Source organism: Streptomyces sp. NPDC093510, from assembly GCF_040683555.1.
Taxonomy (GTDB): domain Bacteria; phylum Actinomycetota; class Actinomycetes; order Streptomycetales; family Streptomycetaceae; genus Streptomyces.
Genome location: NZ_JBFBEE010000022.1, coordinates 1 through 25,337, shown reverse-complemented (window position 1 = coordinate 25,337; position 25,337 = coordinate 1). Strand labels below are relative to the sequence as shown.

The 25,337-nt window shown below is 66.1% G+C and carries 19 protein-coding genes; 10 read left to right on the top strand and 9 right to left on the bottom strand.

Going from position 1 to position 25,337, the window contains the following annotated elements:
- Window positions 1-132: 132 nt before the first annotated feature.
- The 5 genes from AB0N81_RS30575 to mycP form a co-directional block, all read right to left on the bottom strand.
- Complete coding sequence (locus AB0N81_RS30575) at window positions 133-447, bottom strand: DUF397 domain-containing protein (protein ID WP_365363967.1); 315 nt, start codon at window positions 445-447, stop codon at window positions 133-135.
- A gap of 1,481 nt (window positions 448-1,928) precedes the next feature.
- Window positions 1,929-2,549 (bottom strand): hypothetical protein, encoded by a 621-nt coding sequence (locus tag AB0N81_RS30570; RefSeq protein WP_365363965.1) that lies wholly within the window; start codon window positions 2,547-2,549, stop codon window positions 1,929-1,931.
- Window positions 2,546-4,801 (bottom strand): DUF6571 family protein, encoded by a 2,256-nt coding sequence (locus AB0N81_RS30565; RefSeq protein WP_365363963.1) that lies wholly within the window; start codon window positions 4,799-4,801, stop codon window positions 2,546-2,548. Before AB0N81_RS30565 ends, AB0N81_RS30570 begins: the two co-directional genes overlap by 4 nt.
- A gap of 19 nt (window positions 4,802-4,820) precedes the next feature.
- Window positions 4,821-5,237 (bottom strand): hypothetical protein, encoded by a 417-nt coding sequence (locus tag AB0N81_RS30560; protein WP_365363961.1) that lies wholly within the window; start codon window positions 5,235-5,237, stop codon window positions 4,821-4,823.
- Window positions 5,238-5,276: 39 nt separating this feature from the next.
- Window positions 5,277-6,620, bottom strand: a complete 1,344-nt coding sequence (gene mycP, locus AB0N81_RS30555) for a type VII secretion-associated serine protease mycosin (RefSeq protein ID WP_365363959.1) — start codon at window positions 6,618-6,620, stop codon at window positions 5,277-5,279.
- Window positions 6,621-7,844: 1,224 nt separating this feature from the next.
- On the opposite strand from mycP, the gene AB0N81_RS30550 reads away from it, so the two are divergent.
- Window positions 7,845-8,177 carry a hypothetical protein gene (locus AB0N81_RS30550; protein ID WP_365363958.1) on the top strand — a complete coding sequence of 111 codons (333 nt, stop codon included), beginning with the start codon at window positions 7,845-7,847 and terminating at the stop codon, window positions 8,175-8,177.
- A gap of 104 nt (window positions 8,178-8,281) precedes the next feature.
- Here the strand turns inward: AB0N81_RS30550 and AB0N81_RS30545 are convergent, their stop codons facing one another.
- Together AB0N81_RS30545 and eccCa are read right to left on the bottom strand one after the other, a co-directional pair.
- Window positions 8,282-8,734 carry a hypothetical protein gene (locus AB0N81_RS30545; RefSeq protein WP_365364137.1) on the bottom strand — a complete coding sequence of 151 codons (453 nt, stop codon included), beginning with the start codon at window positions 8,732-8,734 and terminating at the stop codon, window positions 8,282-8,284.
- Window positions 8,735-8,853: 119 nt separating this feature from the next.
- Complete coding sequence (gene eccCa, locus AB0N81_RS30540) at window positions 8,854-12,813, bottom strand: type VII secretion protein EccCa (protein ID WP_365363956.1); 3,960 nt, start codon at window positions 12,811-12,813, stop codon at window positions 8,854-8,856.
- A gap of 162 nt (window positions 12,814-12,975) precedes the next feature.
- On the opposite strand from eccCa, the gene eccD reads away from it, so the two are divergent.
- The 6 genes from eccD to AB0N81_RS30510 all read left to right on the top strand — a co-directional run bounded on the left by eccD (window position 12,976) and on the right by AB0N81_RS30510 (window position 20,209).
- On the top strand, window positions 12,976-14,445 hold the full coding sequence (gene eccD / locus AB0N81_RS30535) for a type VII secretion integral membrane protein EccD (RefSeq protein WP_365363954.1): 1,470 nt from the start codon (window positions 12,976-12,978) through the stop codon (window positions 14,443-14,445).
- 249 nt (window positions 14,446-14,694) lie between these two features.
- On the top strand, window positions 14,695-14,982 hold the full coding sequence (gene rpsO, locus AB0N81_RS30530) for a 30S ribosomal protein S15 (protein ID WP_055568703.1): 288 nt from the start codon (window positions 14,695-14,697) through the stop codon (window positions 14,980-14,982).
- A gap of 349 nt (window positions 14,983-15,331) precedes the next feature.
- A complete protein-coding gene (locus AB0N81_RS30525) occupies window positions 15,332-17,548 on the top strand; it encodes a polyribonucleotide nucleotidyltransferase (protein ID WP_365363952.1) in 2,217 nt (738 codons plus the stop codon).
- Entirely contained in the window at window positions 17,545-18,924 is a 1,380-nt protein-coding gene (locus tag AB0N81_RS30520; protein ID WP_365363950.1) for a pitrilysin family protein, read from the top strand. The genes AB0N81_RS30525 and AB0N81_RS30520 overlap by 4 nt, the downstream gene beginning before the upstream one ends.
- 43 nt (window positions 18,925-18,967) lie before the next feature.
- Window positions 18,968-19,720 carry a 4-hydroxy-tetrahydrodipicolinate reductase gene (dapB, locus tag AB0N81_RS30515; RefSeq protein ID WP_365363948.1) on the top strand — a complete coding sequence of 251 codons (753 nt, stop codon included), beginning with the start codon at window positions 18,968-18,970 and terminating at the stop codon, window positions 19,718-19,720.
- A 36-nt stretch (window positions 19,721-19,756) separates the two neighbouring features.
- Window positions 19,757-20,209 carry a tetratricopeptide repeat protein gene (locus AB0N81_RS30510; RefSeq protein WP_365363946.1) on the top strand — a complete coding sequence of 151 codons (453 nt, stop codon included), beginning with the start codon at window positions 19,757-19,759 and terminating at the stop codon, window positions 20,207-20,209.
- A 67-nt stretch (window positions 20,210-20,276) separates the two neighbouring features.
- On the opposite strand, the gene AB0N81_RS30505 is transcribed toward AB0N81_RS30510, so the two are convergent.
- Both AB0N81_RS30505 and AB0N81_RS30500 read right to left on the bottom strand, forming a co-directional pair.
- Window positions 20,277-20,855, bottom strand: coding sequence for a hypothetical protein (locus tag AB0N81_RS30505; RefSeq protein ID WP_365363944.1), 579 nt, complete (start codon window positions 20,853-20,855; stop codon window positions 20,277-20,279).
- Between the two features lie 118 nt (window positions 20,856-20,973).
- The gene (locus AB0N81_RS30500; protein WP_365363942.1) at window positions 20,974-21,213 is read right to left on the bottom strand and encodes a hypothetical protein; all 240 of its coding nucleotides are present in this window, start codon (window positions 21,211-21,213) and stop codon (window positions 20,974-20,976) included.
- 200 nt (window positions 21,214-21,413) lie between these two features.
- On the opposite strand from AB0N81_RS30500, the gene thyX reads away from it, so the two are divergent.
- The 3 genes from thyX (at window position 21,414) to AB0N81_RS30485 (ending at window position 25,089) form a co-directional block, all read left to right on the top strand.
- Window positions 21,414-22,154, top strand: coding sequence for an FAD-dependent thymidylate synthase (gene thyX, locus AB0N81_RS30495; RefSeq protein ID WP_365363940.1), 741 nt, complete (start codon window positions 21,414-21,416; stop codon window positions 22,152-22,154).
- Between the two features lie 190 nt (window positions 22,155-22,344).
- A complete protein-coding gene (gene dapA / locus AB0N81_RS30490; RefSeq protein ID WP_365363938.1) occupies window positions 22,345-23,244 on the top strand; it encodes a 4-hydroxy-tetrahydrodipicolinate synthase in 900 nt (299 codons plus the stop codon).
- Window positions 23,245-23,403: 159 nt separating this feature from the next.
- Window positions 23,404-25,089 carry a ribonuclease J gene (locus AB0N81_RS30485; protein WP_365363936.1) on the top strand — a complete coding sequence of 562 codons (1,686 nt, stop codon included), beginning with the start codon at window positions 23,404-23,406 and terminating at the stop codon, window positions 25,087-25,089.
- The last annotated feature ends 248 nt before the right edge of the window (window positions 25,090-25,337 follow it).

The window sequence follows — 25,337 nt, the reverse complement described above, 5'->3', positions numbered from 1 at the left end:
TTGGTATAGGTGGGGTTTTCCCTTTTGTTTTTTTGGTGTTTGGGGAACCCCGTGTCGTGGGGGGGGGGTGTTTTTCGGGGGGGGGGGCCCGCCCCCCCCTCCCCCTTCTCACGCCCCTGCTCCGGACCGACTTCACCCGCCAGAGTGGGCCCCATCGGTCGGCATCCCACCGTTCCGCGGAGTCGGCTCCAGGTCGAACTCCCCGTCCCGCGCCCCGAGCACGAAGGCCTGCCACTCCGCCTCGGTGTACCGCAGCACGGTCTCCGGGTCCAACGACGACCGCATCGCGACGGCACCCGCCGGCAGATAAGCGATCTCGACCCGCTCCTCGGCCTCTTCGGTACCGGGCGCGCTGTGCCACTCGACCCCCGAGATATCAAGGGCGTAGAGCTCGTCCTTCTCCCGCTCCTTACGCGCCTTGACATCCTCGCCCTGTGCCTCGCCCATGACGACCCGGCCCCTTCCCGACGTACGAACCAACTGGTGGCTCAGCCTACTTGGCGGGGTGGGGCGAGGGAGGTCGTCCAGCGAGTTCCGACGGGAGGTGACTGGCTGCCTCCGAGCCACCTGCTGGGGACTGCTCGCGCGGCCTGCCTCAGCCATCTCGCCCGCCTCGGCAGCTGAATCCCTCGATGGTTTCTTTCATGTACGCGCCCATGAAATTCTTTATGTCAGGACGCAGTCCGGAATCGTACTTCGATGCCCGCGGGAGCCTCATGGTGAGAGTGAAGTGTGATGCGTCAGCCTTTTTGCAGACTGCCGTAGAAATAGCCCCATCGTTACCGACGACGGTTTGATACCTACTGCGTGTTCTACGGGGTTCCGTGAGTGAGCTCACGGAACTGTCAGACCTGGCGTATTTCATGATATCGACCGAGTCGGAGGACCAGGCAAACCGGAAACTCATGACGGGGCGATCGTCGATAATGAGGTCGCAGGGCGCAGTCCGAGCACCTGCATTGTCCAGGCGACTGAACTCGCTGAAGTTTCCACTGTCCTCCAGCAGAGGCCGGACATATTGCGGACTGATCTTCGTTCCACAGATCTTATGGGGAACTTCTTCGTCAGGGTTTCCAGCGCAAGAAGCCAAGGCGAAAGTCGAGAGTGCAACCAGGGGGGGGGCAATGGTGCGCACTGCGCTGTGCTGCGGTTTCAATTGAACGTCTTCGCTCCCTACGGGCAGGTAGCTGATCCCCTTATCGATGATCCACTTGCCCTTGATCTCCGCGGTTTCCGGGTCAGCCGTAGACTGGGATCGCGCTTCTTCCAGAAAGCAGATCGTGCGGCCGGCTCTAGTGAGGGAGTCCTCTGGCTGCTCACCCTACTCCAGCTTCTCATCGTAAATGTCCGCAACGATGGACTTGTTGATTCCGTGATTCAGCTCTCCATAAGATTCATCACTCTTGGAGACCTGCTTGAGCACTTCGAAGAGATCCCGCTGCGGCACCGGTGAATCCTTAGTGTTCACCTGTTCTCGTCCGTATGCTCGACGAATTTCGCACTCTCGGCCGAGGGAGACACTCCGGTCGCCGCAGCTTGCAGGGCGGCACCGAGCCCGACCCGATCATCGGAATCTAGGGCGGGCGTATAAGTCGAGGCTTTTGCTCCCTCGTGAACTCTTTCTATGACGTTCCAGTCGCGATGCGGGCCGCCCCCGGCCCCAAAAGGTAGCCGATATTCTTGTCCGAGCTCAAGAAGGATGCGGCGGTGTGCGGGTCACGACTCATTACGCCGAGTAGACCGTCAAGTGGGTCGCTGGCAAACCAGCCAGAATTCTTACCGCTGTACGACCCCTTCCCGACGCACGAACCGACTGGTGGCTCAGCCTACTTGGCTGGTCGGGGGCGGGGTGCGGAGACCAAAGGGATCCACCTTGCACTGGGACAGAGCGCGGATGCCTGCCCGGGCACACCGCAGACCTGGCTTCCTTACCCCACCGGGAAGGGCCGCATACTCTCTGGACGAGGCAACGTGACCTCGTTCTTACACTTCAAAGCAGCGATCATCTTTTCAGTCGAACGAAATAGGATACGGAACCGAGTTTGTTCTACGAGATCGAGATCGTTATAAAGCGAAGCAGTCACGTCAACCGATGATATGGACCCCTTCGGCGTGCAGGGAAAGAAGACGTCGCTGGAGCCGCTTTCGCTTGTTGCCTGCAGGCCTGATTTCAGTCCGTAGGCCCTGTAACCACTCGTGCTTCGTTTCTCATTCCTGGGGAAAAGCGGCTCATCGCCGACATGGAACTGAATTCTGAAGGCGGACGATCCATCAGCGGGATCACCTTCGAAGGGAATGCTGCAGACTTTCACCATCCGCTTCTCGTCCACCAGGGCTCGTGCTGCCGCAGGGTAGTCCTCTTGTCGATCGGCGCGCACCTGATCAATTTTCGTACTCTTTTTTGCTTCCTTTATGGAGCCTGCGTCGAATACTCCACTACAGGCGGACTTCAGGGCCGCGGCACCGTGCAGTGGTTCGTCGTCGGCTGTGCAAGCAACCGGAAACAGCAATATCAATGCTGCAATGCTTCCTGCTGAGCTGCGCTTCATCTGCTGCCCCCATCAGTGCGATCCGTGGTATTGGCGCCGCGGTCGTATGCGTTCAATACCGCTTCAGTATAGTCCTGATCAGGGTGCTCTTTGAGATGGAGGAGTGCTGGGCTCGTGGCACGAAGCTGTCCCAGATCGCTGAATCGCTCAGCGGTCATGCGATTCTTGTTCGAGAGGTCACTCTCCTTCTCTTTTGTTTCCTCATCGATTTCCATGCCCCACTTCGTCTCTACGGCTCCTGAAACACCATCCACGATGGTTGGAACAATAAATGCCGCTGCAGCAGACGCAGTAGGACCTCCAACAGGCAGTACCGCAAGGCTGGCAGCCAGACCAATACCCTGGCTGACCCCAAATTTTTTCCATTCTGCCGATTGCGCAAGCTTATCGTTCATCTTGGTTGTCTCGTCACCAAAGTCCTTATCGACTTGGGAGATGCGGGCTTCATCCAGTACTCCATGGATGTAACCTCCGTTACGAAGAACTCTCTCCGCATACCTGGCGTCGTCTGCATTTGCCTCAAGAGCGCCGAAGGTAAACGCATGTTGTGCGGAGGAGAGAATCTGATACCCCTCTTCGTGTTGCCCGACGTTGTAGAGGAAGTTCCTGGCGGTGGAGCTTTTGAGATCGGCGTGCCCCTTATCGCCGTCCGGGCGATAGAGGGAATCGCGATCAATGGACGAACCTCGCCCACCTTCATCGATAGTGGCCCAGTTCAGATCGTCGGCGTAGCCGGCGCCAATTCGTGCCAAACTGTTTCCGATACCAGGCTTCTCCTCGACGTATTCCGTTTTTCCGGCGACTGTTTTGGCCACTTGTTCCATGATGTTCGCCGTGCGGTCATCACGGTGCAGCCTGTCACCAGGGGCGTCGTAGGGAGAGCCTAGGGTTGCAGCCTCCAAGGCGTGCCCCAATTCGATGTAACCGGAAGCCTTGCTGTTGCCCTTGGCGAAGTCTTCGTTGGGCCACTCGCGGTCAGACATCAGGTACTTCAAATCGGGATCGATTTTCTGCCTGCTTTCCCAATCTTTTGCGTACAGGAGATCCTTGGCTGCCTCGGGACTGTGTCCGAGGGCCTCCATGTAGCCGGCTACAGGGTCAGAACCGTGATCTTGATCCTTTCCGAAGTTGAGGTATACGTCGCGTTTCCACAAGCTTTCTGGTTTATCGCTGCTCTCCTTCTCGAATTCCAGGAGCTCTTTCCCGTAGCTCGTCAGAAACTTCTCGTCGTACTCTCCGTGTCGCATAAGACTGCTCATGACCTGGAACCCGCGAGGGCCGTCGGCGTTTGCCGGGAGTCCCGGGGCTCCCTCGAGTGGTTTGTCGCCGATCGAGATCATGTCGGCCTTCCAGCGCTTCATGCCGTCACTATCCGACTGGGACGCGGTAGCCAGCGTGTAGCTCAAAGATTTCTGGATTTTAGCGGACTCCTTCGTTTGTGCATCACCGAACTGAGGGCGGTCGGCGATTTTCGTCCATAGATCGAGGGTCCCGGCAGCGCCGGTTCGAGTGGCAAATTTTTCAGCGAAATAAGGATCTCCCTCATGGCGACTGAAGATGGAATTGATTTTCTTCAGTGTGGCTGGATCGAGTGGATCATTCGCGTCGGCCAGGGATAGCTCACTTCGTTCGCCAGTCAACTTTTCCAGTTCCTTCAAGTCTTCTTCGGTTTTACGGCGTCCATCCTTGGCGTCGGCGATGCTGTGATATGTATTTGAGTCGAAGCCCTTTCTTCGTCCGTTCTGGTCCTGTCGCAAGACCCATTCCAAGAGCTCATCTGCTTCCTGGGCGCGGTCGATGTGGCCTTGGATGCTCGTCCGATAGGCCTGGATTGTCTCGCGATAGCTCTTATTGAGCATTCCGATATCCTCGGAAGGGGTTCCTTCCGGTGGTGCAAGATAGATCTCTCCATCGGGTCTGATCGACAGGTACTTGTCCTCTTTGATGTCCCTTGTCAGAGCCCGCAACTTTGTCTGAGACTGAGAGAAAATTTCGTACGCGTCATCCAGAAGCTTATGGATGTCTTCTGCCTCATCGGCCGCGTAATCGATTTGCCTCTCCACGTATTTGAGCTTCTCGACTGCGGCCGCTGCGGCTTCTCCATCCCAGTCCGAGCCCTGCAGCCCCTTCTCAACGGTATTACTGTACTTGGTGCTTACGGCCCGAAACTTTTCTGGCAGCCTGCGCCATTTGCCTACTGCCTGGGACAGAGCGGAAAAGTCCGCGTTGAGAAGTTTCTCGTAACTCAGCATCCTGGCCTCGCGTTTAGTCCTAGATCAGGTTTCGGCCTTCGCGGCTGTGCCGCTCCTTTTCTTTCCTCTCACGTTCTTTGAACGACTGGGCGCTTTCCCGGAGTGCGCCCGAGACGTCGTCCTTCAGTAGCGTTTCGACGTGCTTCACCTGGCTTTTCCATCGGTCAATGAAGGTCGAGAAAGCAGAGGAGGATTGAAACCCTTTGAGGCTCGGGCCGACTTGTGCCGTCTCGGTGAGAGCCGCGTTGTCTGCTGCAGTGAAGTCATCGCGCACAGTGTCGGCCTTCGTGGCTCGATCAAGGAGGATGCTGGAGGTTACCTTGAGTCCGCGTCCCAGCCCGCGATTGCCGCTGCCGTCATCGGAGGCGTTGAGTTGCATGCTGGTCTTGGCGTTGGCTGCTGAACGCGCCGAAGCCCAATCGGATTCGAATGACATGGAGCTCCCATAAAATTCGCGAGAGTGTGCATTTCGCGATCACGGTCTGTGATCTGGAGGAGCCTGGTTGGTGTAACCCGAATGCGTAGCCGGGCCTGTGATCGAAGCCTGCTGGCGGACGGTGTGACGCCGAGAACGCATCACTGCGGCGGCCGCGGCAATGCCGAGGAATGCAGCCGCGGCGATACCCGCTGTGAACCAGGTCGTGCTGCCGTCTTCGCTCTTGGCACCGGATTCTGCGGAGGCCGGGCTACTGGCTTCCTTATCGGCCCGCTTGTCACTGCCGGCCACGCCTTCGGACCCAGACGCCTTGGGGGAGGGGTACCTCGCCGCCGCTGCCAGGTCCGGCAACGGATACTCATCGGCAGGACCGGGGTCTCCCGGATTCTTGAGCGCGATGCGAGGGCGTACCGCGCCGTAGCCGACCGAGTCGTCACGGGTCCAGCCGTCGTCGTTGCCCTGCATCGTGTTGATCATGACCCTCAGGACCTGGTTGTTCGTCCACTTGGGGTGCTTGGACCAGATGAGGGCGGCGGAGGCGGAGGCGAGCGCCGAGCTGGCACTCGTTCCGTGGCCCTTACAGAGTTCGGTGCCGCCGGCGCACGCATTCCAGATGTTGTCACCAGGGGCGACCATGTCGACTTGAGGGCCCCACTGTGACTCCTTCGTCCGTGCAACCTGGCGGTTGATGGCGCCGACGCCAACCACCCCAGGTGTTGCTGCTGGGTACTCCACCGCATTGTCCTTGTGGGCACTGTTCCCGACAGCAGCAAAGATCAACTTGCCCTTACCGATCGCATACTTGACTGCGGCGGAGAGCTCGGGTGTGTTTGCGTTTGAGAGTCCGCGACGGTTGGAACCACCCATGGAGATGTTGAGGATCTGGGCGTCAGAGTCCGCGGCGTAGCGAATCGCCCTCGCCATGTCTCGGGCATATCCCGATAGTTGGTCGGGCTGGCCTGACCTCTCGGAGCCGTACGGCATTCTGATGGGCAGGATCTTGGTCCCTGGCGCCAGACCGTAGGAACCTGAGATCTTTCCGCGAGCTCCTGTCCCCGCGATGAGCGCTGCGATACCCGTTCCGTGGCTAGCGCGGTCCGACGTTTCATCACCGGGAAGGCCCGAAAAGTCCTTCCCATCGAGGACTTGGCCACGCAGGTCAGCGACCGAGTCATCCACTCCGGAGTCGATGACTGCCACGGTCATGCCACGGCCGGTGCTGGTCTTCCACATCTCTTCGGCGTGCATCGCGTCGAGGTGCCATTGCCGGGAGCGCACGGTGTCGGCATGGGCTGGAGCCGGAGCGATGCCCGCCATAAGAAGGACCATGGCTGCCGACAGAGCGACCTTGGAACGGATGATGGTCTTCCTGGTGACGGGCATCTGCGTTCCTTGTCAGGTCAGTCGATGACTGGCGGTACGGTCCGGCGATGGTCAGGTTGCCAAGTCTCTTCCTCTTCGGATAGATGACTCTGGCGGTGGGACCGGTTCTCCTCACGGTGTGAGGCGTTCCTCTGGCTCCCCGAAGGGATGGGCGAGGGGCGTCCCAAAGCACCTGAGCGTGTCGCTTCGGGTGATGTGGAGCCGCGTACCAGACCCGTACCGCCCGGAGTGAAAGGTCGCCCTTCGCTGCGACCGGACGGGGATGGCTGCCGACCGATCGTCCCGCCAGCTTCTCCTGCGATACGGCGGCCGCCGACAACTCCCGGGCGGCCCAGACCCGTCCCGCCACCGCCGGTGCCGGTAGCAGGGCTTACAGGCGGACGGCCCTGCACGTGCTCTCCACCGAACACATTGCTGCGAGGCAGTCCGGGCATCGGACGCCCTTGGTTCGGCGGTGTGGGACGGCCGCCGATGATGCCGGTATCTCTTGGAGTGCGGTTGCCCAGGTTGTTATTGGTGCCCTCGTTCGAAGGGAGGAGCGAGGGGCGTGCTGTCGGAGACGGACGGCCCGGCGGCGGGGCTGTGGGCCCCGGATGAACAGGGCTCGGCCCGAAGGGGGGAGGCGCCGTACCGAGGGGGGGAGGAGTCACTGGCTCAGGACGGCCGAGAGAAGGGCCGGGGCCAGGCGGGCCCTCCAGTGTCGACGGCGAAGGCGGGAGCGCGACGCGGTCGATTCCCATGGATGCGGGATCAGGGTGGTGTGGCTGCGGAGCAGTAGGCAGTGACGGCACGGATGCCTTGTCGGGTGTGGGCGCAGGGGTTCCGTGGCTGCTGGGTGGTACCCCGCCCGGCCCTCCGGATGGAGCCGATCCAGCGGAATGAGGACCGGCTGGCACGGAGCCACCAGCCTCTGGCGCGGAGCCACCTGACTCGCCGGGTACCGCTTGGTACCCGTCGCTCAGGCGCCACCTATCAGGGTCTTCCGCATGGCTCGCCGGCGGCGCAAACGTAGGCGGCGTCACCCCATTCACCTGCTGCGCGGACTGCTGATACGTCTGCGCCAGCTTCCGCATCCGCTGCACCGCTTCCGCATGTGCAGCCTCGATCCGTCCCTGGGCCGCGGTCGCGTCCGCCTTGGAGTCCCGGGCGACCTTGCCGGCGTCAGGATCGTTGCGGGCCTTCTGGGCCGCGTCCATGTTCTTGTTGGCGGTACGCAGGTCCGCCTTGGCCTGCGCCGTGTCCGAAGCGGGCGGCATCGACGCCTTGGCCTCGGCGATCGCCTGGGCGACCACGCCCATCCAGCGTGACGCGACCTCGCTGTACTGCCCGAGGTACAGCGTGGCGCTCGCCGACTGGGTGCCCCACGCGCGGAAGGCGTCGCCGCCCTCCCCCTGCCAGTGCAGGCCCTTCGTGTACGTCATGAGGTCGTCGCCGATCTTCGTGATCGTCGACGCGGCCTTGGACAACTTCCCGGCGAGTTGGGAAGCGCCCTCCGAACTCGCGGACTCCACCAGCGCGAGCAGTTGCTCGTGCGTCATGGACTCGAAGTCCGTGTGAGCGAGCTTCGGCGCGCCGCCCTTGGATCCCTCAGCCATCTCCTTGTGCCCCCGTTCCCCGTCCTCGTGCTCGTCCTCGTGCCGGTCCCCGTCTCTGCCCGGTCATCAGAGAGCCGTGTCCTTGTCCGTCGCCTTCGGGCCGGAGCCATCGGTCCCACCGGAGCCGGCGCCAGACCCGCCGGAGCCATGCCCCTGCGCGTACGGATCCCGATCCGGGTCGTAGTACTTCTCGGCCTCCGCGTTGATCGCCTTCATCCGGGCGCGGATGTCGTCCTCGAGGTTGTCGTAACCCACCCGCGACGCGTGGACGGCCAGTCCCAGACCCTCGATCTGGGCACCCAGGGCCTTCGAGAGCTTCTCCAGCTCGTCGTGCACGATCGTGTACGAGTCGTACAGGTACTGGGCTTCCTTGAAGTCCGCCGAGCCCAGCTGCCCGCGTGACAGACGATCGGCGCCGACCCTGCCCGGTGCCGCCTCCGAACCCTCGAGCTCAATCAGCAGGTCGTCGACGCGCTTTTTGAAGCCCTTCATCGCACTCGCCTGGACGTCCAGTGCCATTTGCGGGTTTACGCCGTAAAGGTTGTCGAACGACTTGCCCGTATCCGGCGTCCCGCCGTTCCCCCCGCCAGAACTCGCCACGCCTGCCTCCCCGTTCAGTCATGTATCCGGCACGCACTCTAGTAGTGGACCGGGAGTCGCCCCACTTGAATCAGGGCAGTCCCACGCTTTCGCGACACGAAGGTTCCACGCCCCGGCGGCATGGGGCGTGCGCGGACATTTCCGAGAATGTCTCCTTCGCTCGGATCACCCGACAACAGCACACCTTGCGCGCCCAGTTCCTTCACGCGCTGCATGAAGGACTCGTACATCGAGCGTGAGGCGCCGGCCGAGCTCCGCGCGATGATGAACTTGACACCCACGTCCCGGGCGAAGGGCAGATGCTCGACCAACACGCTCAGCGGGTTGGTGGAGTTGGTGGCCACCAACTCGTAGTCGTCGATGATGACGAACAGTTCAGGGCCGTTCCACCAGCTTCGATCACGCAGCTGCTGTGGAGTGATGTCGGGCTTGGGTGCTCGCTTCTCCATGAACGTGGCAATGGCGTTCATGTGGACGTCCATCGCCGACGCCATCGGGGCGTACTCCAGCAGGTGGTCCGGTGACACCGCCTCCAGCATCGTGCGCCTGTAGTCACCGACGACGATGCGTGCCTGCGCCGGCGTGTACCTCTCCGCGATCTGCTTCGCGATGAGGCGGAGCAGATTCGTCTTGCCCGATTCGCTTTCACCGAAGACCAGGAAGAATGGATCTGTCTCGAAATCGACGAAAACCGGTTCCAGGTTCGTCTCGTCGATACCGATCGCCACGCCGTGCTGCGGGAACTCAAAGCCCTTCGGAAGCTGATCGGCCGGGAGTTTGCGCGGCAGCAGCCGTACCGTCGGAGCCGCGGGCCCGTGCCAGTTGCTCTTCACCGTTTCGACCAACTGGGCCGTCGCGTCGGAGAGATTCGCTGGATCGGGTGACGAGTCGACGCGCGGCAGTGCTGTCATGAAGTGCAGCTTCTCCGGTACCTGACCACGGCCCGGCACCCCGGCGGGCACGTTCATGGCGACCTTGCGGTCGAATTCCGAGTCCATGACGTCACCGAGGCGCAGCTCCAGACGTCCCAGCATCTGGTCCTTGAGTGCCGCCCGTACCTCCATGTAGCGCGACGCGGAAACGACCACATGGACGCCGTATCCGAGGCCACGCCCGGCGATGTCGTTGACGACGCCTTCGAGCATGTCGTAGTCGTTCTTGAAACTTCCCCACCCGTCGATGACGAGGAAGACATCACCCCAGGCCTCGCCGGGGAGCTGCCCCGCGGCGCGCTGTCGCCGGTAGGTGGTGATGGAGTCGATGCCGTTTGCGCGGAAGAAGGCCTCACGTCGGTTCAGGACACCGGCGACTTCTGCCACCGCTCGTCGCACCCGCTCCGGATCGAGACGGGAAGCCACCCCTCCTACGTGAGGCAGGTCGGCCACCGAGGCCAGGCCCCCGCCGCCGAAGTCCAGGCAGTAGAACTGCACTTCGTGAGCGGTGTGGGTCAGCGCGAACGACGCGATCAACGTGCGCAGCAGTGTCGACTTTCCCGATTGGGGCCCGCCGACCACCACCATGTTCCCCGCTGCGCCCGAGAAGTCGTTGTACAGCACTTCGCGCTTCTGCTCGAAGGGTTTGTCGACCAGCCCCAAGGGGACGACCAGGCCTCCGGGGCGTGTGTAGTCGCCCGCGTGCAGGCCTCGCTCCGGAGACGCCACGAGCTGCGGCAGGAGCTGGTCCAGGGTGGGGGCCTCGTCCAGCGGAGGCAGCCACACCTGGTGCGCCGGCACGCCTTGCCCTTCGAGGCGTCGCACCACGACGTCGAGCACGGTGTCGGCCAGCGCGTCGTCCTCCCGGCGTGAGGCGGCACGGAGCTGACCGGCGTCCGGGGCCGTGTACGTCGCTGCCACTGGCGCCGCGGTGAAGAGCGCGGGCCTGCGCTCGATGGGGAGTTGCGTCGAGGCGGGGTCCGCACCACCCGCGCGGTACACCCCGGACACGTACGCCGCTTTGAAGCGGGTCATTTCATCCGTGCCGAACTTCAAATAACCGGAGCCCGGAACGGACGGCAGGTGGTAGGCGTCCGGAACGCCCAGTGCCGTACGGGACTCGGAGGCGGAGAACGTGCGCAGGCCGATGCGGTACGACAAGTATGTGTCGAGGCCGCGCAGCTTGCCTTCCTCGAGACGCTGCGAGGCGAGCAGCAGATGCACACCGAGCGATCGGCCGATGCGGCCGATCTGGATGAACATGTCGATGAAGTCCGGCTTAGCGGTGAGGAGTTCGCTGAACTCGTCGATCACCAGGACGAGCGAGGCCAGGGGGGCCAGCGGCGCGCCCGCCGCCCGCGCCTTCTCGTAGTCGTGCATGTTCGCGTAGTTGCCCGCCGACCGCAGCAGTTCCTGACGGCGCTGCAGTTCACCACGGATCGCATCGCCCATGCGGTCCACGAGCGTGAGGTCGTCGGAGAGGTTCGTGATCACCGCCGCGACGTGCGGCATGTCCGACATGCCGGCGAACGTCGCGCCGCCCTTGAAGTCGGCGAGGACGAAGTTCAGGGTCTCGGAGGAGTGGGTCACCGCCAGTCCCAGAACCAGCGTGCGCAGCAGCTCGGACTTGCCCGAACCCGTTGCGCCCACGCACAGGCCGTGCGGGCCCATGCCCTCCTGCGCGGCCTCCTTGAGGTCCAGCATGACCGGCTGGCCGTCCTCACCCACCCCGATGGGGACGCGGAGCCGCTCCGCCGTCGAACGGGGCCGCCACGTGCGCGCGACGTCCACCGATCCCGCGTCGCCCAGATTCAGCAGGTCGGTGAAGTCCAGGTTGGCCAGCAGCGGTTCGTCATCGTCGCCCCCGCCCATGCGCAGCGGCGCCAGCTGGCGCGCCAGCGCCTCCGCGGCAGGCAGCGACAGCGCGTCCGGCACGCCTTCGTAGGCGACGCCGCCGGTCGACTCCAGGAGCAGCCTGCCGGGCCGGGCCACTACGGAGAGGCCTCCGCGAGGCTCGTCCAGTTCCCCAGTGACCACCTCGATGATCGTCACGCCCTGCAGACCTTCCGGCGCGGCGAAGGCGGACGTCGGCGGCACCATGCCGCCGTCGAGTACCACCACGAGATGAGGCTGGTCGAGCACGGGCTGCCCGTCACGGCTGAACCGCGGCCGGCCGTCGAGACGGTCGGCAAGAAGCTGTTCCAGTTCACCGAGGTCGTCGCCGAAGAGCCGCCTCGCGCCGGCGCCATCGACCTGTCCCGGCAACTGGCAGTGGGGCAACCACTTCGTCCAGTCCCATCGCCCGACGGCGCCAGGGGCCGCGACGACCGCGACCAGCAGGTCCTCGGGCCCGTGCAGAGTCGCCAGTTGGGCGACCAGGGCGCGTGCCGTTCCCTGCGCCGATTCCGGCTCCCCGGAAACCGTCAGGTGGTAGAAGGCGCGCAGCGAGACCGCGACCGGCAGCCCCTCCAGCGAACTGTGCACGGCCAGGAACTGCTGCATGGCTCCCGCGGCCAACGGCTCCAACTCGTCGACCGGCGCGGTCTCGGGCGCGACCAGGGGAGTGGACAACTGCTGCGGCCCAAGACCCACCCGCGCCTGCCCGAAGTCCCGGTCCCCGATGCGGCGTTCCCACACCCGGCTCCCCTCGGCTACCACCGACCACAGCTGCTCCGGAGCAGGGTGCAGATAGAACTGCGCGTCGCGCTGCTTCAGGGCGGTGCGGCGCACCGTACGGCGAGTCTGTGCCAGGTACTTGAGATAGTCGCGGCGCACGTCCGCCATTTGCCCCTGCGTACCGCGCCGGTATCTGACGACCTGGGCGACGACCATCGCGACCGTCGACACCAGCATCACCACGCCCATGATCCGCATGAAGGGATGGGCGTTGGGCGACGCGAAGAAGAAGACCACCGACGAGCCCATGCCGAGCGTCGGCAGGACCTGCATCAGCACGCCCTCCTGCTGCCCGCGGGGAAGCTCCGGCGGAGGCGCCAATTGCAGCTCATCACTGGGCACTTCGGGCGGCAGGGCGCGCGGCGGGCGCTTGATGACGATCTGACTCACCGGAGCATCAATCCCCCCTATGCGGACGGACAGTTCCGTACCGCTGCCTCATCGATGCGGTCTCCCTCCGCACCGGGGTGATCCTATGTGCAGGCACTGACAGGGCGTAGCGGTAGGGTGACGCTCGAACGGTGCGCAACCGCGAATCAGGGGGTTTTCAAAGTGAGTTCGCCCGCGGCGACCGGTTTCTGCAGGGTCACTGTTGTCGCGCCCGACAGCCGTATCGATGTCGCTCTGCCGGAGGACATCGCCGTGGCCGACGTCTATCCGGAGGTCCTCCGGCTGACTCGCCAGACCCAGCCGGTCGGCACGCCGACCGGCTACAACCTAGTACGCCAGAACGGCACCGTCCTGGACGGTGCCCGGACCCTCGCCGCCCAGCGGGTCCTCGACGGCGAGGTGCTCAGCCTGCGGCCCTTCGCCATGTCGCTCCCGCCCGCCGTGTACGACGATGTCGCGGACGCGGTCGCCTCCGCCGTGGTCCAGGACCGCAGGCTGTGGCGGGACGCACTGCTGCGCGGTGCCGGACTGACCGGAAGCTTCCTGGTCCTCCTCCTGATGGCCTTCGTGCTCTGGTTCGCCGACCCCGTGCGCCACGACATGCACAGCCTGCCGGGTATCCTCGCGGGCGCCGTGGGCCTGCTCCTCGGCGCGTTCGCCGGCGTACGCGTGCGTGTCTACGAGGACCGTGCCGTCGGCGCGGTCCTGGGGCTCGCCGCCCTGCCGCTCCTTCTCATCGCCGGATCGGGAATCATCGCCCCGGACGCAGGGCAGGGACCGGGCCGACTGCAGTTCCTCCTCGGCTGCGTCACCGTGCTCGTGGCATCGGTCCTGCTCGTCGTCGTCTCTCCAGGCAGCGACGCACCCTTCGTGGCCGCTACGTTCCTGGCGGCGGCAGGCGCCCTGGCGGCCTTCGCAGCGATCCTCACCGAAGCCACGGCTACAGAGGCCGCCGCGGTCACCGCCCCGGTGACCATCGCCCTCGTCGCGTTCCTCCCGGGCCTGTCCTCCCGCTTCGCCAGGCTGCCCATCGGGTACGCCTCGCCGCGCAGCTCCGTGCAGGAGGACTTCGACGCCGACCTGAACGCGACCGTCGACCCCGGGCCCCTCGACGCGGCCCGAATCGCGGCCCAGGCCCGGCGCGGCCACGAGCTGCTCCTCGGCCTCGTCGCCGGCTCGGCCTCCGTCGTCGTGGGTTCGGCCGCCGTCCTCGGCTTCTCGGAAAACGTCTGGGGGCAGCTCCTGGCGCTCGCCGCGGGCCTGGCGACCCTGCTCCGCGCCCGCCTCTTCCGCTACACCTCGCAAGTGGTGTGCGCGCTCGGAGCGGGCATCGCCGCCATCGCGCTGCTGCTCATCGGCTTGGCCCTGAACCCGCCGGGCGACGCCCTGCAAGAGCTGCTGCTCCACGGCGACCGCGGTCCCCTGGAACTGCGCGCGGTCTGGCTCACCGCCGCCATCGCGCTGGGATGCGCCCTGCTGACGGCCGTCTCGTTGATCATTCCCCAGAAGGGGCTCTCCCCGTTCTGGGGCCGCCTCCTCGACCTCACCGAATCGGCGATACTGCTCTCTCTGGTCCCGCTGTGCCTCGCCGTGCTCGACGTCTACAGCGCCGCTCGCTCCCTGACCAGCTGAGCGGGCGGTTGTCGCCCCGGGCAAACCCCCCACAAGCCGACTGGTACCCTGTGAAACAACCGCCTGTCTGCGCACCCCCGAATCCCACGGGATCCGGACCCCAGGCCCCGCGAGGGCCCGGACCCCGGACCCGTCAAGGACCGGGACCCGCGCCCGGCGGCCCATTCCGGCCTCCCGAGTCACGGAAGCTCCCCTGAGATGTAGACCAGGGGCACTCGGAGGCACTCGAAGACATCACGAGGAGTACGCGTGTCGCTCGACGCCGCTACGAAGAAGCAGATCATGACCGAGTTCGGCCAGAAGGAGGGCGACACCGGCTCCCCCGAGGTTCAGGTGGCGCTGCTCTCTCGCCGCATCTCGGACCTGACCGAGCACCTCAAGACCCACAAGCACGACCACCACTCGCGTCGTGGTCTGCTGATCCTGGTCGGTCAGCGCCGCCGTCTGCTGCAGTACCTGGCCAAGAAGGACATCCAGCGCTTCCGCGCCCTGGTCGAGCGCCTCGGCATCCGCCGCGGTGCTGCGGGCGCCAAGTAAGACGTCGTGAAGGGAGCGGTTCCCACTCAAAGGGGGCCGCTCCCTTTGCTGTACGTGCGCGGTGTCACCCGCGCTTTGTAGTCTGGTGACACACGCACGTCCCCGCGGGCGAGGAAAGCCCCGGGGCGGCAGTACGAAAACCCCCACGAGGGAGAGGCGCACCACCGCCGCCGCCGGTCCTCGGTAGTGGCCCCCGGGAGCATCCCGGAGGCTTCGATCGAAGACCGGCCCGCATCCACGGCGCGCTTCTCCACCTGGTCCCGGCTCCGCAAGAGGACGCATGGGACGCCGTCTTTGGGCCACACGGGTCCAGAGGCGAGAAGACGAAACGTAGACACGTAGGAGAACAGTGGAGAACGAGACCCACTACGCCGAGGCCGTCATCGACAACGGCACGTTCGGCACCCGCACCATCCGCTTCGAGACGGGGCGCCTGGCCAAGCAGGCCGCAGGCTCCGCCGTGGCGTACCTGGACGACGACACCATGGTGCTGTCGGCCACCACCGCTTCCAAGCGGCCCAAGGACAACCTCGACTTCTTCCCCCTGACGGTGGACGTCGAGGAGCGGCAGTACGCCGCCGGCAAGATCCCCGGTTCGTTCTTCCGTCGTGAGGGTCGCCCCTCCGAGGACGCGATCCTGACCTGCCGCCTGATCGACCGCCCGCTGCGTCCTTCCTTCAAGAAGGGCCTGCGCAACGAGATCCAGATCGTCGAGACGATCATGGCGCTCAACCCCGACCACCTGTACGACGTGGTCGCGATCAACGCCGCCTCCTGCTCCACGCAGCTGGCCGGCCTGCCCTTCTCGGGCCCGATCGGCGGCACGCGCGTGGCGCTCATCAAGGGCCAGTGGGTCGCCTTCCCGACGCACACCGAGCTCGAGGACGCCGTCTTCGACATGGTGGTCGCCGGTCGCGTCCTGGAGGACGGCGACGTCGCGATCATGATGGTCGAGGCCGAGGCCACCGAGAAGACCATCCAGCTCGTCAAGGACGGCGCCGAGGCCCCGACCGAAGAGGTCGTCGCCGCCGGTCTGGAAGCCGCGAAGCCCTTCATCAAGGCGCTCTGCAAGGCCCAGTCGGACCTCGCCGCGAAGGCCGCCAAGCCGACCGGCGAGTTCCCGGTCTTCCTGGACTACGAGGACGACGTCCTCGAGGCCCTGACCGCCGCGGTCAAGACCGAGCTCGCCCAGGCGCTCACCATCGCCGGCAAGCAGGAGCGCGAGGCCGAGCTGGACCGCGTCAAGGAGATCGCCGGCGAGAAGCTGCTCCCGCAGTTCGAGGGCCGCGAGAAGGAGATCTCCGGTGCGTACCGCGCGCTGACCAAGAAGCTGGTCCGCGAGCGCATCATCAAGGACAAGGTCCGCATCGACGGCCGTGGCATCACGGACATCCGTACGCTCGCGGCCGAGGTCGAGGCCATCCCGCGCGTGCACGGCTCGGCGCTGTTCGAGCGTGGCGAGACCCAGATCCTGGGCGTCACCACCCTCAACATGCTCCGCATGGAGCAGCAGCTCGACACCCTCTCCCCGGTGACGCGCAAGCGCTACATGCACAACTACAACTTCCCGCCGTACTCGGTCGGCGAGACCGGCCGCGTCGGTTCGCCGAAGCGCCGCGAGATCGGCCACGGAGCGCTCGCCGAGCGCGCCATCGTGCCGGTGCTCCCCTCGCGCGAGGACTTCCCGTACGCGATCCGTCAGGTCTCCGAGGCCCTCGGTTCGAACGGCTCGACGTCCATGGGCTCGGTCTGCGCCTCCACGATGTCGCTGCTGAACGCCGGTGTGCCGCTGAAGGCCGCCGTCGCCGGTATCGCCATGGGTCTGATCTCCGAGGAGATCGACGGCCAGACGCACTACGTCGCCCTCACCGACATCCTCGGTGCGGAGGACGCCTTCGGCGACATGGACTTCAAGGTCGCCGGTACGAAGCAGTTCGTGACCGCGCTGCAGCTCGACACCAAGCTCGACGGCATCCCCGCCTCGGTCCTGGCCGCCGCGCTGAAGCAGGCCCGCGACGCGCGTCTGCACATCCTCGACGTGATGAACGAGGCCATCGACGTTCCGGACGAGATGTCCCCGAACGCGCCGCGCATCATCACCGTCAAGATCCCGGTGGACAAGATCGGTGAGGTCATCGGCCCCAAGGGCAAGATGATCAACCAGATCCAGGAGGACACCGGCGCCGACATCACGATCGAGGACGACGGCACCATCTACATCGGTGCCGCGCAGGGCTCGCAGGCCGAGGCCGCCCGCGCCACGATCAACGGCATCGCCAACCCGACCATGCCGGAGGTCGGCGAGCGCTACCTGGGCACCGTCGTGAAGACGACGACCTTCGGCGCGTTCGTCTCGCTCATGCCGGGCAAGGACGGTCTGCTGCACATCTCGCAGATCCGCAAGCTCGCCGGCGGCAAGCGCGTGGAGAACGTCGAGGACGTCGTCGGCGTGGGCCAGAAGGTCCAGGTCGAGATCGCCGAGATCGACTCCCGCGGCAAGCTCTCCCTCATCCCCGTCGTCGAGGGCGAAGAGGGCGAAGACCAGAAGGACGACACCGACAAGTGACGTCGCGTAGCACCACGACGACGGCCCGCCCCTCTTCGGAGGGGCGGGCCGTCGCCCGTACCCAAACCCTCATCAAGGGCGAGCACGGCATCGGCACCGTCCGCAGGACGACCCTCCCCGGCGGCCTGCGCGTCGTCACGGAGACCCTGCCCTCCGTGCGCTCGGCGACCTTCGGAATCTGGGCCAACGTCGGATCACGCGACGAGACCCCGTCCCTGAACGGCGCCACGCACTACCTCGAGCACCTCCTCTTCAAGGGCACGAAGAAGCGCAGTGCCCTGGACATCTCGGCCGCGCTCGACGCGGTCGGCGGCGAGATGAACGCCTTCACGGCGAAGGAGTACACGTGCTACTACGCGCGCGTGCTCGACACCGACCTGCCGCTCGCCATCGACGTCGTCTGCGACATGCTGACGGGCTCCCTCATCCTCCAGGAGGACGTCGACGCCGAGCGTGGCGTCATCCTCGAAGAGATCGCGATGACCGAGGACGACCCGGGCGACTGCGTGCACGACCTGTTCGCGCACACGATGCTCGGCGACACCCCCCTCGGCCGCCCGGTCCTCGGCACCGAGGACACGATCAACGCCCTCACCGCGGACCGCATCCGCCGCTTCTACAAGAAGCACTACGACCCGACCCACCTCGTGGTCGCCGCCGCGGGCAACGTGGATCACAACAAGGTCGTACGCCAGGTCCGTGCCGCCTTCGAGAAGGCCGGCGCGCTCCAGCGCACCGACGCGGTCCCGATGAGCCCCCGCCAGGGCTCCCGCGCCCTGCGCACCGCGGGCCGCGTCGAGGTCATCAACCGCAAGACCGAGCAGGCCCACGTCATCCTCGGCATGCCGGGCCTGGCCCGCACCGACGACCGCCGCTGGGCCCTCGGTGTGCTGAACACCGCCCTGGGCGGCGGCATGTCGTCGCGCCTCTTCCAGGAGGTCCGCGAGAAGCGCGGCCTGGCCTACAGCGTGTACTCGTACACGTCGGGCTTCGCCGACACCGGCCTCTTCGGTGTGTACGCGGGCTGCCGTCCCAGCCAGGTCCACGACGTCCTGAAGATCTGCCGCGACGAACTCGATCAGGTCGCGGAGCACGGACTGACGGACGACGAGATCGGCCGCGCCATCGGCCAGCTCGCGGGCTCCACCGTCCTCGGCCTCGAGGACACCGGCGCCCTCATGAACCGCATCGGCAAGAGCGAGCTCTGCTGGGGCGAGCACATGTCGGTGGACGACATGCTGGCCAAGATCTCCGCTGTCACCCCCGACGAGGTGCGCGAAGTGGCCCGCGACGTGCTCGGCCACCGCCCGTCCCTGTCGGCCATCGGCCCGCTCAAGGACAAGCAGGCGGCCCGCCTCCACGAAGCGGTCGCGTAGGTCGCGTAGTCCCCGCAAGGGATCGACGTAAGGAATGAAGGACATGAGCAAGCTGCGCGTGGCGGTCATCGGCGCCAGGGGCCGCATCGGCTCCGAGGCCGTGAAGGCCGTCGAGGCCGCCGACGACATGGAACTGGTCGCGGCACTCGGCCGGGGCGACAAGCTGGAGTCGCTGGCGGAGGCCGGCGCCCAGGTCGCGGTCGAGCTGACCCATCCCGACTCGGTGATGGAGAACCTCGACTTCTGCGTACGCCACGGCATCCACGCCGTGGTCGGTACGACGGGCTGGACCGACGAGCGCCTCGCGCGGCTGCGCACGTCGCTGGCGGCCTCTCCGGAGACGGGCGTGCTCATCGCCCCGAACTTCTCCATCGGCGCGGTCCTGACGATGAAGTTCGCGCAGATCGCGGCGCCCTACTTCGAGTCCGTCGAGGTCGTCGAGCTGCACCACCCGAACAAGGCCGACGCCCCCAGCGGCACCGCCACGCGCACCGCCCAGCTCATCGCCGAGGCCCGCCGGGCGGCGGGCAGTGCCCCGCAGCCCGACGCCACGACGACGGCCCTGGACGGTGCCCGCGGCGCGGACGTCGACGGCGTGCCGGTGCACTCCGTGCGCCTGCGCGGCCTCCTCGCCCACCAGGAGGTCCTCCTCGGCGGCGAGGGCGAGACCCTGACCGTGCGCCACGACTCGCTGCACCACAGCAGCTTCATGCCGGGCATCCTGCTCGGCGCACGCCGCGTGGTCGGCACGCCGGGTCTCACGTTCGGCCTGGAACACTTCCTGGATCTCGGCTGACACGAGAACCTCGGGCCGACCCCAGAGCTGAGAGACATGCGCGCAAAGATCACCTACGCCGTCACGGCCGCCGTCCTGGTCGTCTACTTCGTCCTGGTCGGCAGCCGTGGCGTGCTCCTGATGAAGCACGGCACCCTGCTCACCGTCACCTTCGGTGTCGCGGTGCTGATCCTGCCGGTCATCGGCGTCTGGTTCCTCTGGAAGAACACCCAGTTCGTCCGGCGCGCGAACCGCCTCGCCGCCGAGCTGGAGGCTGAAGGCGGCCTGCCCGTGGACGAGTTGAAGCGCACGCCCGGCGGGCGCATCGACCGTGACTCGGCCGACGAGGTCTTCGCCCGCCGCAAGGCCGAGACGGAGGACTCGCCGGACGACTGGCGCTGCTGGTTCCGGCTGGCCGTGGCCTACCACGACGCCAGGGACACTCCTCGCGCGCGGAAGGCCATGCAGCGGGCCATCGCCCTGCACGCGGGCAAGCCGGTGAACGTCTGAGTCAGGCGGTGAACGCCTGAGCCAGGCCGTGAATGCCTGAGCCAGGCCGTGAACGTCGGGCGGACGGCTAGGCGGTGGGCCGGTACTCGACCGCGGGCCGGTACTCGTCGGCCCACGCCTCGATGGAGTCCGCCGCGCGGTTGAACGCCTCGTGCCGTGCCAGGAAGTCCGCGTTCCGGTCGGTCAGCAGCAGCTGCGATGCCCCGGCAGCCTGCTGATCATTCCGTACGAGAACGAGCGCCTGGCCCTGCACCGTGCGGGGCAGCCCGAGCCAGCGCACCGGCTGCTGTGCGGTCCGCACGGCGGAGATCTGTGCCCAGGGGACGGTCTGCGTCGTCAGGAAGCCGACCCTGCGCAGCCCGTGGGCGCTCACCCAGATGCCCATGCGCAGCAGCCGCAGGGAGCCCGTGATGACGAGCGCGGCGATCCCCGCGCAGATCGCGGCGCCCGCGAGGGAGTCCGCGAACGCGATGATCACGGCGGCGAAGAGGACGAACGAGGCGAGCAGCAGCAGGAGCGCCGCGGCTGCCACGCGCCAGGGGCCCGGGCGGTAGGGCCGGCGCCACTGATCGCGGTCGTCGAAGGGCAGCGCGTCGTCCACCACGTCGTCGAAGGTGCGGTCCGCGGTCAGGAAGGGCAGGGGCACGGGCTGATCCTCACTCGATCCACACATGGGCTGTGCCCGGTGAGGCTATCGAGCCGTGCCCCCCGCTACCACCCTTGGGGGTCCGGACGAGTCAGGGCCGGACGGCGGTCGGCGCCGGTCAGCGGCCTTCGGAGGCTTCCGACTGCTGCGTGTGCGCCGGTGACTGGTCGGCCGACATCGCGGGCATCCCGAAGAGCAGGGAGCCCACAAGACCGGCCACGACGGTCAGACCGATGAGCGTGCGGCCCACGACCTGACTGGCCGATGCACGCTCACGGGGTGGGGGAGTGACGTTACTGCGGAACTTGTCGGCTTCGGCGATGAAGGCGAACGGAACGGGCTCTCGCCGACGGAACATGGGGCGCGCTTCTCCTCACGGGTCTCGAACGGAGCTCTGTTGACTCTGTTGTCTATACAGACGCGCGAATCGCCCAAAAGGTGCCCTGTTTCGGCAAATTAGTCGAAGATTGTCGTGGCGGGTCACCGAACGGCGGATTGTCAGTGCCGGGCCATAGAGTGGTCGCCGCCCCAGAGATGCACATGGAAGGACCCCCGCCTGTGAGCGAGACCCCCACCGAAGACCTCAAGCCCAGCTTCCGCAGCGAGGTCACCGTCGAGCTGGTGAAGCACGCCGCCACCGACTCCGACGTCCTGTGGGCCGCGCGAGTCTCCACGGCGGGCGAGCAGTCCCTCGAAGAGCTCCAGAAGGACCCGGAGCGCTCGAAGGGCCTGATCAACTACCTGATGCGGGACCGCCACGGCAGCCCCTTCGAGCACAACTCGATGACGTTCTTCATCAGCGCCCCCATCTTCGTCTTCCGCGAGTTCATGCGGCACCGCGTCGGCTGGTCGTACAACGAGGAATCGGGTCGGTACAGGGAGCTCCAGCCCACGTTCTACGTGCCTGACGAGTCCCGCAAGCTCGTCCAGGAAGGCCGCCCCGGGAAGTACGTGTTCGTCGAGGGCACCCAGGCCCAGCAGGAGCTCACGGGCCGCGTCATGGAGGACTCCTACCGCCAGGCGTACGAGGCGTATCAGGAGATGCTCGCCGCCGGCGTCGCCCGCGAGGTCGCCCGCGCGGTGCTCCCCGTCGGCCTCTTCTCCTCGATGTACGCGACGTGCAACGCCCGTTCGCTGATGCACTTCCTCGGCCTGCGCACGCAGCACGAGCTCGCCAAGGTCCCCTCGTTCCCGCAGCGGGAGATCGAGATGGTCGGCGAGAAGATGGAGCAGCAGTGGGCCGAACTGATGCCTCTCACCCACGCGGCCTTCAACAAGAACGGACGTGTGGCTCCGTAAGGCACTGATGTACGGATGGGCCGAGTGAAGTGTCCGTATTGCGGCACTTCGCGAAGTTCATCTAGCCTGAACGAACGGACCCGGCACTGCTTGAACCCCCGAGCAGGCAGTGCCGGGCTCCACACTTGTCAGGTCCGCACACATCCCCCGAGGGGCGACCCCGCGCTGAGCAGCGAGTAGCGTGTTACCCATGGCTCCGACCTCCACTCCGCAGACCCCCTTCGGGAGGGTCCTCACCGCCATGGTCACGCCCTTCACGGCGGACGGCGCACTTGACCTCGACGGCGCGCAGCAGCTCGCCACTCACCTGGTGGACGCAGGCAATGACGGCCTGGTCATCAACGGCACCACCGGTGAGTCCCCGACCGTCAGTGACGCGGAGAAAAACGATCTCGTACGAGCCGTACTGGACGCGGTCGGAGACCGCGCCCACATCGTCGCCGGCGTCGGCACGAACGACACCCGCCACAGCATCGAGCTGGCCCACGCCGCCGAGCAGGCGGGCGCCCACGGCCTCCTGACCGTCACGCCGTACTACAACAAGCCCCCGCAAGAGGGCCTGTTCCGGCACTTCACCGCCATCGCCGACAGCACCGGCCTGCCGGTCATGCTCTACGACATCCCGGGCCGCAGCGGCGTACCGATCAACACCGAGACGATCGTCCGCCTCGCCGAGCACCCGCGCATCGTCGCGAACAAGGACGCCAAGGGCGACCTCGGACGCGCCAGCTGGGCCATCGCCCGCTCGGACCTCGCCTGGTACTCCGGCGACGACATGCTGAACCTGCCGCTGCTGTCCGTCGGTGCGTGCGGCTTCGTCTCCGTCGTCGGCCACGTCGTCACCCCGGAGCTGCGCGCCATGCTGGAGGCGCACCTCACGGGCGACGTACAGAAGGCCACGGAGATCCACCAGAAGCTGCTCCCGGTCTTCACCGGCATGTTCCGCACCCAGGGCGTGATCACGACCAAGGCGGCGCTGGCCCTCCAGGGGCGCCCCGCGGGTCCGCTCCGTCTCCCGCTGGTGGAACTGTCACCCGACGAGACGGCCCAGCTCAAGGTCGATCTCGCCGCAGGCGGGGTACAGCTTTAACCACAGACTTCACAACTGAATAAGCGAAACACCGCGGGCGACACACGAGGCGACCCAAGCCGACAGCCGCCCGCACCCCACACGACAACTGCTACTGCACGAACGTCATGCGCGCCACGTGCCCCGGAGGTACGTGGCGCGCGTGGTGAGGAGAGTCTTTTGAGTCATCCGCATCCTGAACTGGGCGCCCCGCCGAAGCTCCCGAAGGGCGGCCTGCGGGTCACCCCCCTGGGCGGCCTCGGTGAGATCGGCCGCAACATGACCGTCTTCGAGTTCAACGGTCGCCTGCTGATCGTCGACTGCGGAGTGCTCTTCCCCGAGGAGGAGCAGCCCGGAATCGACCTGATCCTGCCGGACTTCACGTCCATCAGGGACCGCCTCGACGACATCGAGGGCATCGTGCTCACGCACGGCCACGAGGACCACATCGGCGGTGTCCCCTATCTCCTGCGCGAGAAGCCGGACATCCCGCTGATCGGTTCCAAGCTGACCCTGGCGCTGATCGAGGCGAAGCTCCAGGAGCACCGCATCCGTCCGTACACGCTCGAGGTCGTCGAGGGCGACCGCGAGCACCTCGGCCCGTTCGACTGCGAGTTCGTCGCGGTCAACCACTCCATCCCCGACGCCCTGGCCGTCGCCATCCGCACCCCCGCGGGCATGGTCGTCGCCACCGGCGACTTCAAGATGGACCAGCTGCCGATGGACGGCCGCCTGACCGACCTGCACGCGTTCGCGCGGCTGAGTGAGGAGGGCATCGACCTCCTCCTCTCCGACTCGACGAACGCAGAGGTGCCGGGCTTCGTCCCGCCCGAGCGCGACATCTCGAACGTCATCCGGGGCGTCTTCGCCGGCGCGCAGAAGCGCATCATCGTGGCCAGCTTCGCCAGTCACGTGCACCGCATCCAGCAGATCCTGGACGCAGCACACGAGTACGGCCGCAGGGTCGCCTTCGTGGGCCGTTCGATGGTCCGCAACATGGGCATCGCCCGCGACCTCGGATACCTGCGAGTCCCGCCGGGCCTCGTCGTCGACGTGAAGACGCTCGACGATCTGCCGGACAGCCAGGTCGTCCTGGTCTGTACGGGTTCGCAGGGCGAGCCGATGGCCGCGCTCTCCCGCATGGCCAACCGCGACCACCAGATCCGCATCGTCCAGGGCGACACGGTGATCCTGGCGTCGTCCCTCATCCCCGGCAACGAGAACGCGGTCTACCGCGTGATCAACGGCCTGACCCGCTGGGGTGCGAACGTCGTCCACAAGGGCAACGCGAAGGTGCACGTCTCCGGCCATGCCTCGGCCGGTGAGCTGCTGTACTTCTACAACATCTGCAAGCCCAAGAACCTGATGCCGGTCCACGGCGAATGGCGCCACCTGCGCGCCAACGCCGAGCTCGGCGCCCTCACCGGCGTCCCGCACGACCGCATCGTGATCGCCGAGGACGGCGTCGTCGTCGACCTCGTCGAGGGCAAGGCGAAGATCGTCGGCAAGGTCCAGGCGGGATACGTCTACGTGGACGGCCTCTCCGTGGGCGATGTCGGCGAGCCCGCCCTGAAGGACCGCAAGATCCTGGGCGACGAGGGCATCATCTCGGTCTTCGTGGTGGTGGACTCCAGCACCGGCAAGATCACCGGTGGCCCGCACATCCAGGCACGCGGCTCCGGCATCGACGACGGGGTCTTCACCAGCGTCATGCCGAAGATCCAGGAAGTCCTGGAGAAGTCGGCCCAGGACGGGGTCGTCGAGCCCCACCAGCTGCAGCAACTCATCCGCCGCACGCTGGGCAAGTGGGTGTCGGACAACTACCGCCGACGTCCGATGATCCTGCCCGTGGTCGTCGAGGTCTGACCCTTCCGACCGCGCGAGCTCCGGAGCGGGGCGCCTCGATTTGCATCGGGGCGCCCCGCTCCGTTAGGTTTACGGCTCCGCCAGCGAGGGAACCCGCAGCACTCAGGTGCCACGGACCAACCCGAACGGGGCGGGAATTCCGACTCAGAATCTCTGATAAAGTCGGAACCGCCGGAAAGGGAAACGCGAAAGCCGAAAGGCCGGAGCGGGAACCGGAAAGGCACCGAGGAAGTCGGACACGAAAGAGT

Excerpts from the sequence above, each read along its gene's own strand:
- AB0N81_RS30575 (WP_365363967.1), bottom strand. The coding sequence starts at position 447 with ATGGGCGAGGCACAGGGCGAGGATGTCAAGGCGCGTAAGGAGCGGGAG.
- AB0N81_RS30570 (WP_365363965.1), bottom strand. The coding sequence starts at position 2,549 with ATGAAGCGCAGCTCAGCAGGAAGCATTGCAGCATTGATATTGCTGTTT.
- mycP (WP_365363959.1), bottom strand. The coding sequence starts at position 6,620 with ATGCCCGTCACCAGGAAGACCATCATCCGTTCCAAGGTCGCTCTGTCG.
- dapA (WP_365363938.1), top strand. The coding sequence starts at position 22,345 with ATGGCTCCGACCTCCACTCCGCAGACCCCCTTCGGGAGGGTCCTCACC.
- dapB (WP_365363948.1), top strand. The coding sequence starts at position 18,968 with ATGAGCAAGCTGCGCGTGGCGGTCATCGGCGCCAGGGGCCGCATCGGC.
- AB0N81_RS30510 (WP_365363946.1), top strand. The coding sequence starts at position 19,757 with ATGCGCGCAAAGATCACCTACGCCGTCACGGCCGCCGTCCTGGTCGTC.
- AB0N81_RS30565 (WP_365363963.1), bottom strand. The coding sequence starts at position 4,801 with ATGCTGAGTTACGAGAAACTTCTCAACGCGGACTTTTCCGCTCTGTCC.
- AB0N81_RS30560 (WP_365363961.1), bottom strand. The coding sequence starts at position 5,237 with ATGTCATTCGAATCCGATTGGGCTTCGGCGCGTTCAGCAGCCAACGCC.
- AB0N81_RS30545 (WP_365364137.1), bottom strand. The coding sequence starts at position 8,734 with ATGGCACTGGACGTCCAGGCGAGTGCGATGAAGGGCTTCAAAAAGCGC.
- AB0N81_RS30500 (WP_365363942.1), bottom strand. The coding sequence starts at position 21,213 with ATGTTCCGTCGGCGAGAGCCCGTTCCGTTCGCCTTCATCGCCGAAGCC.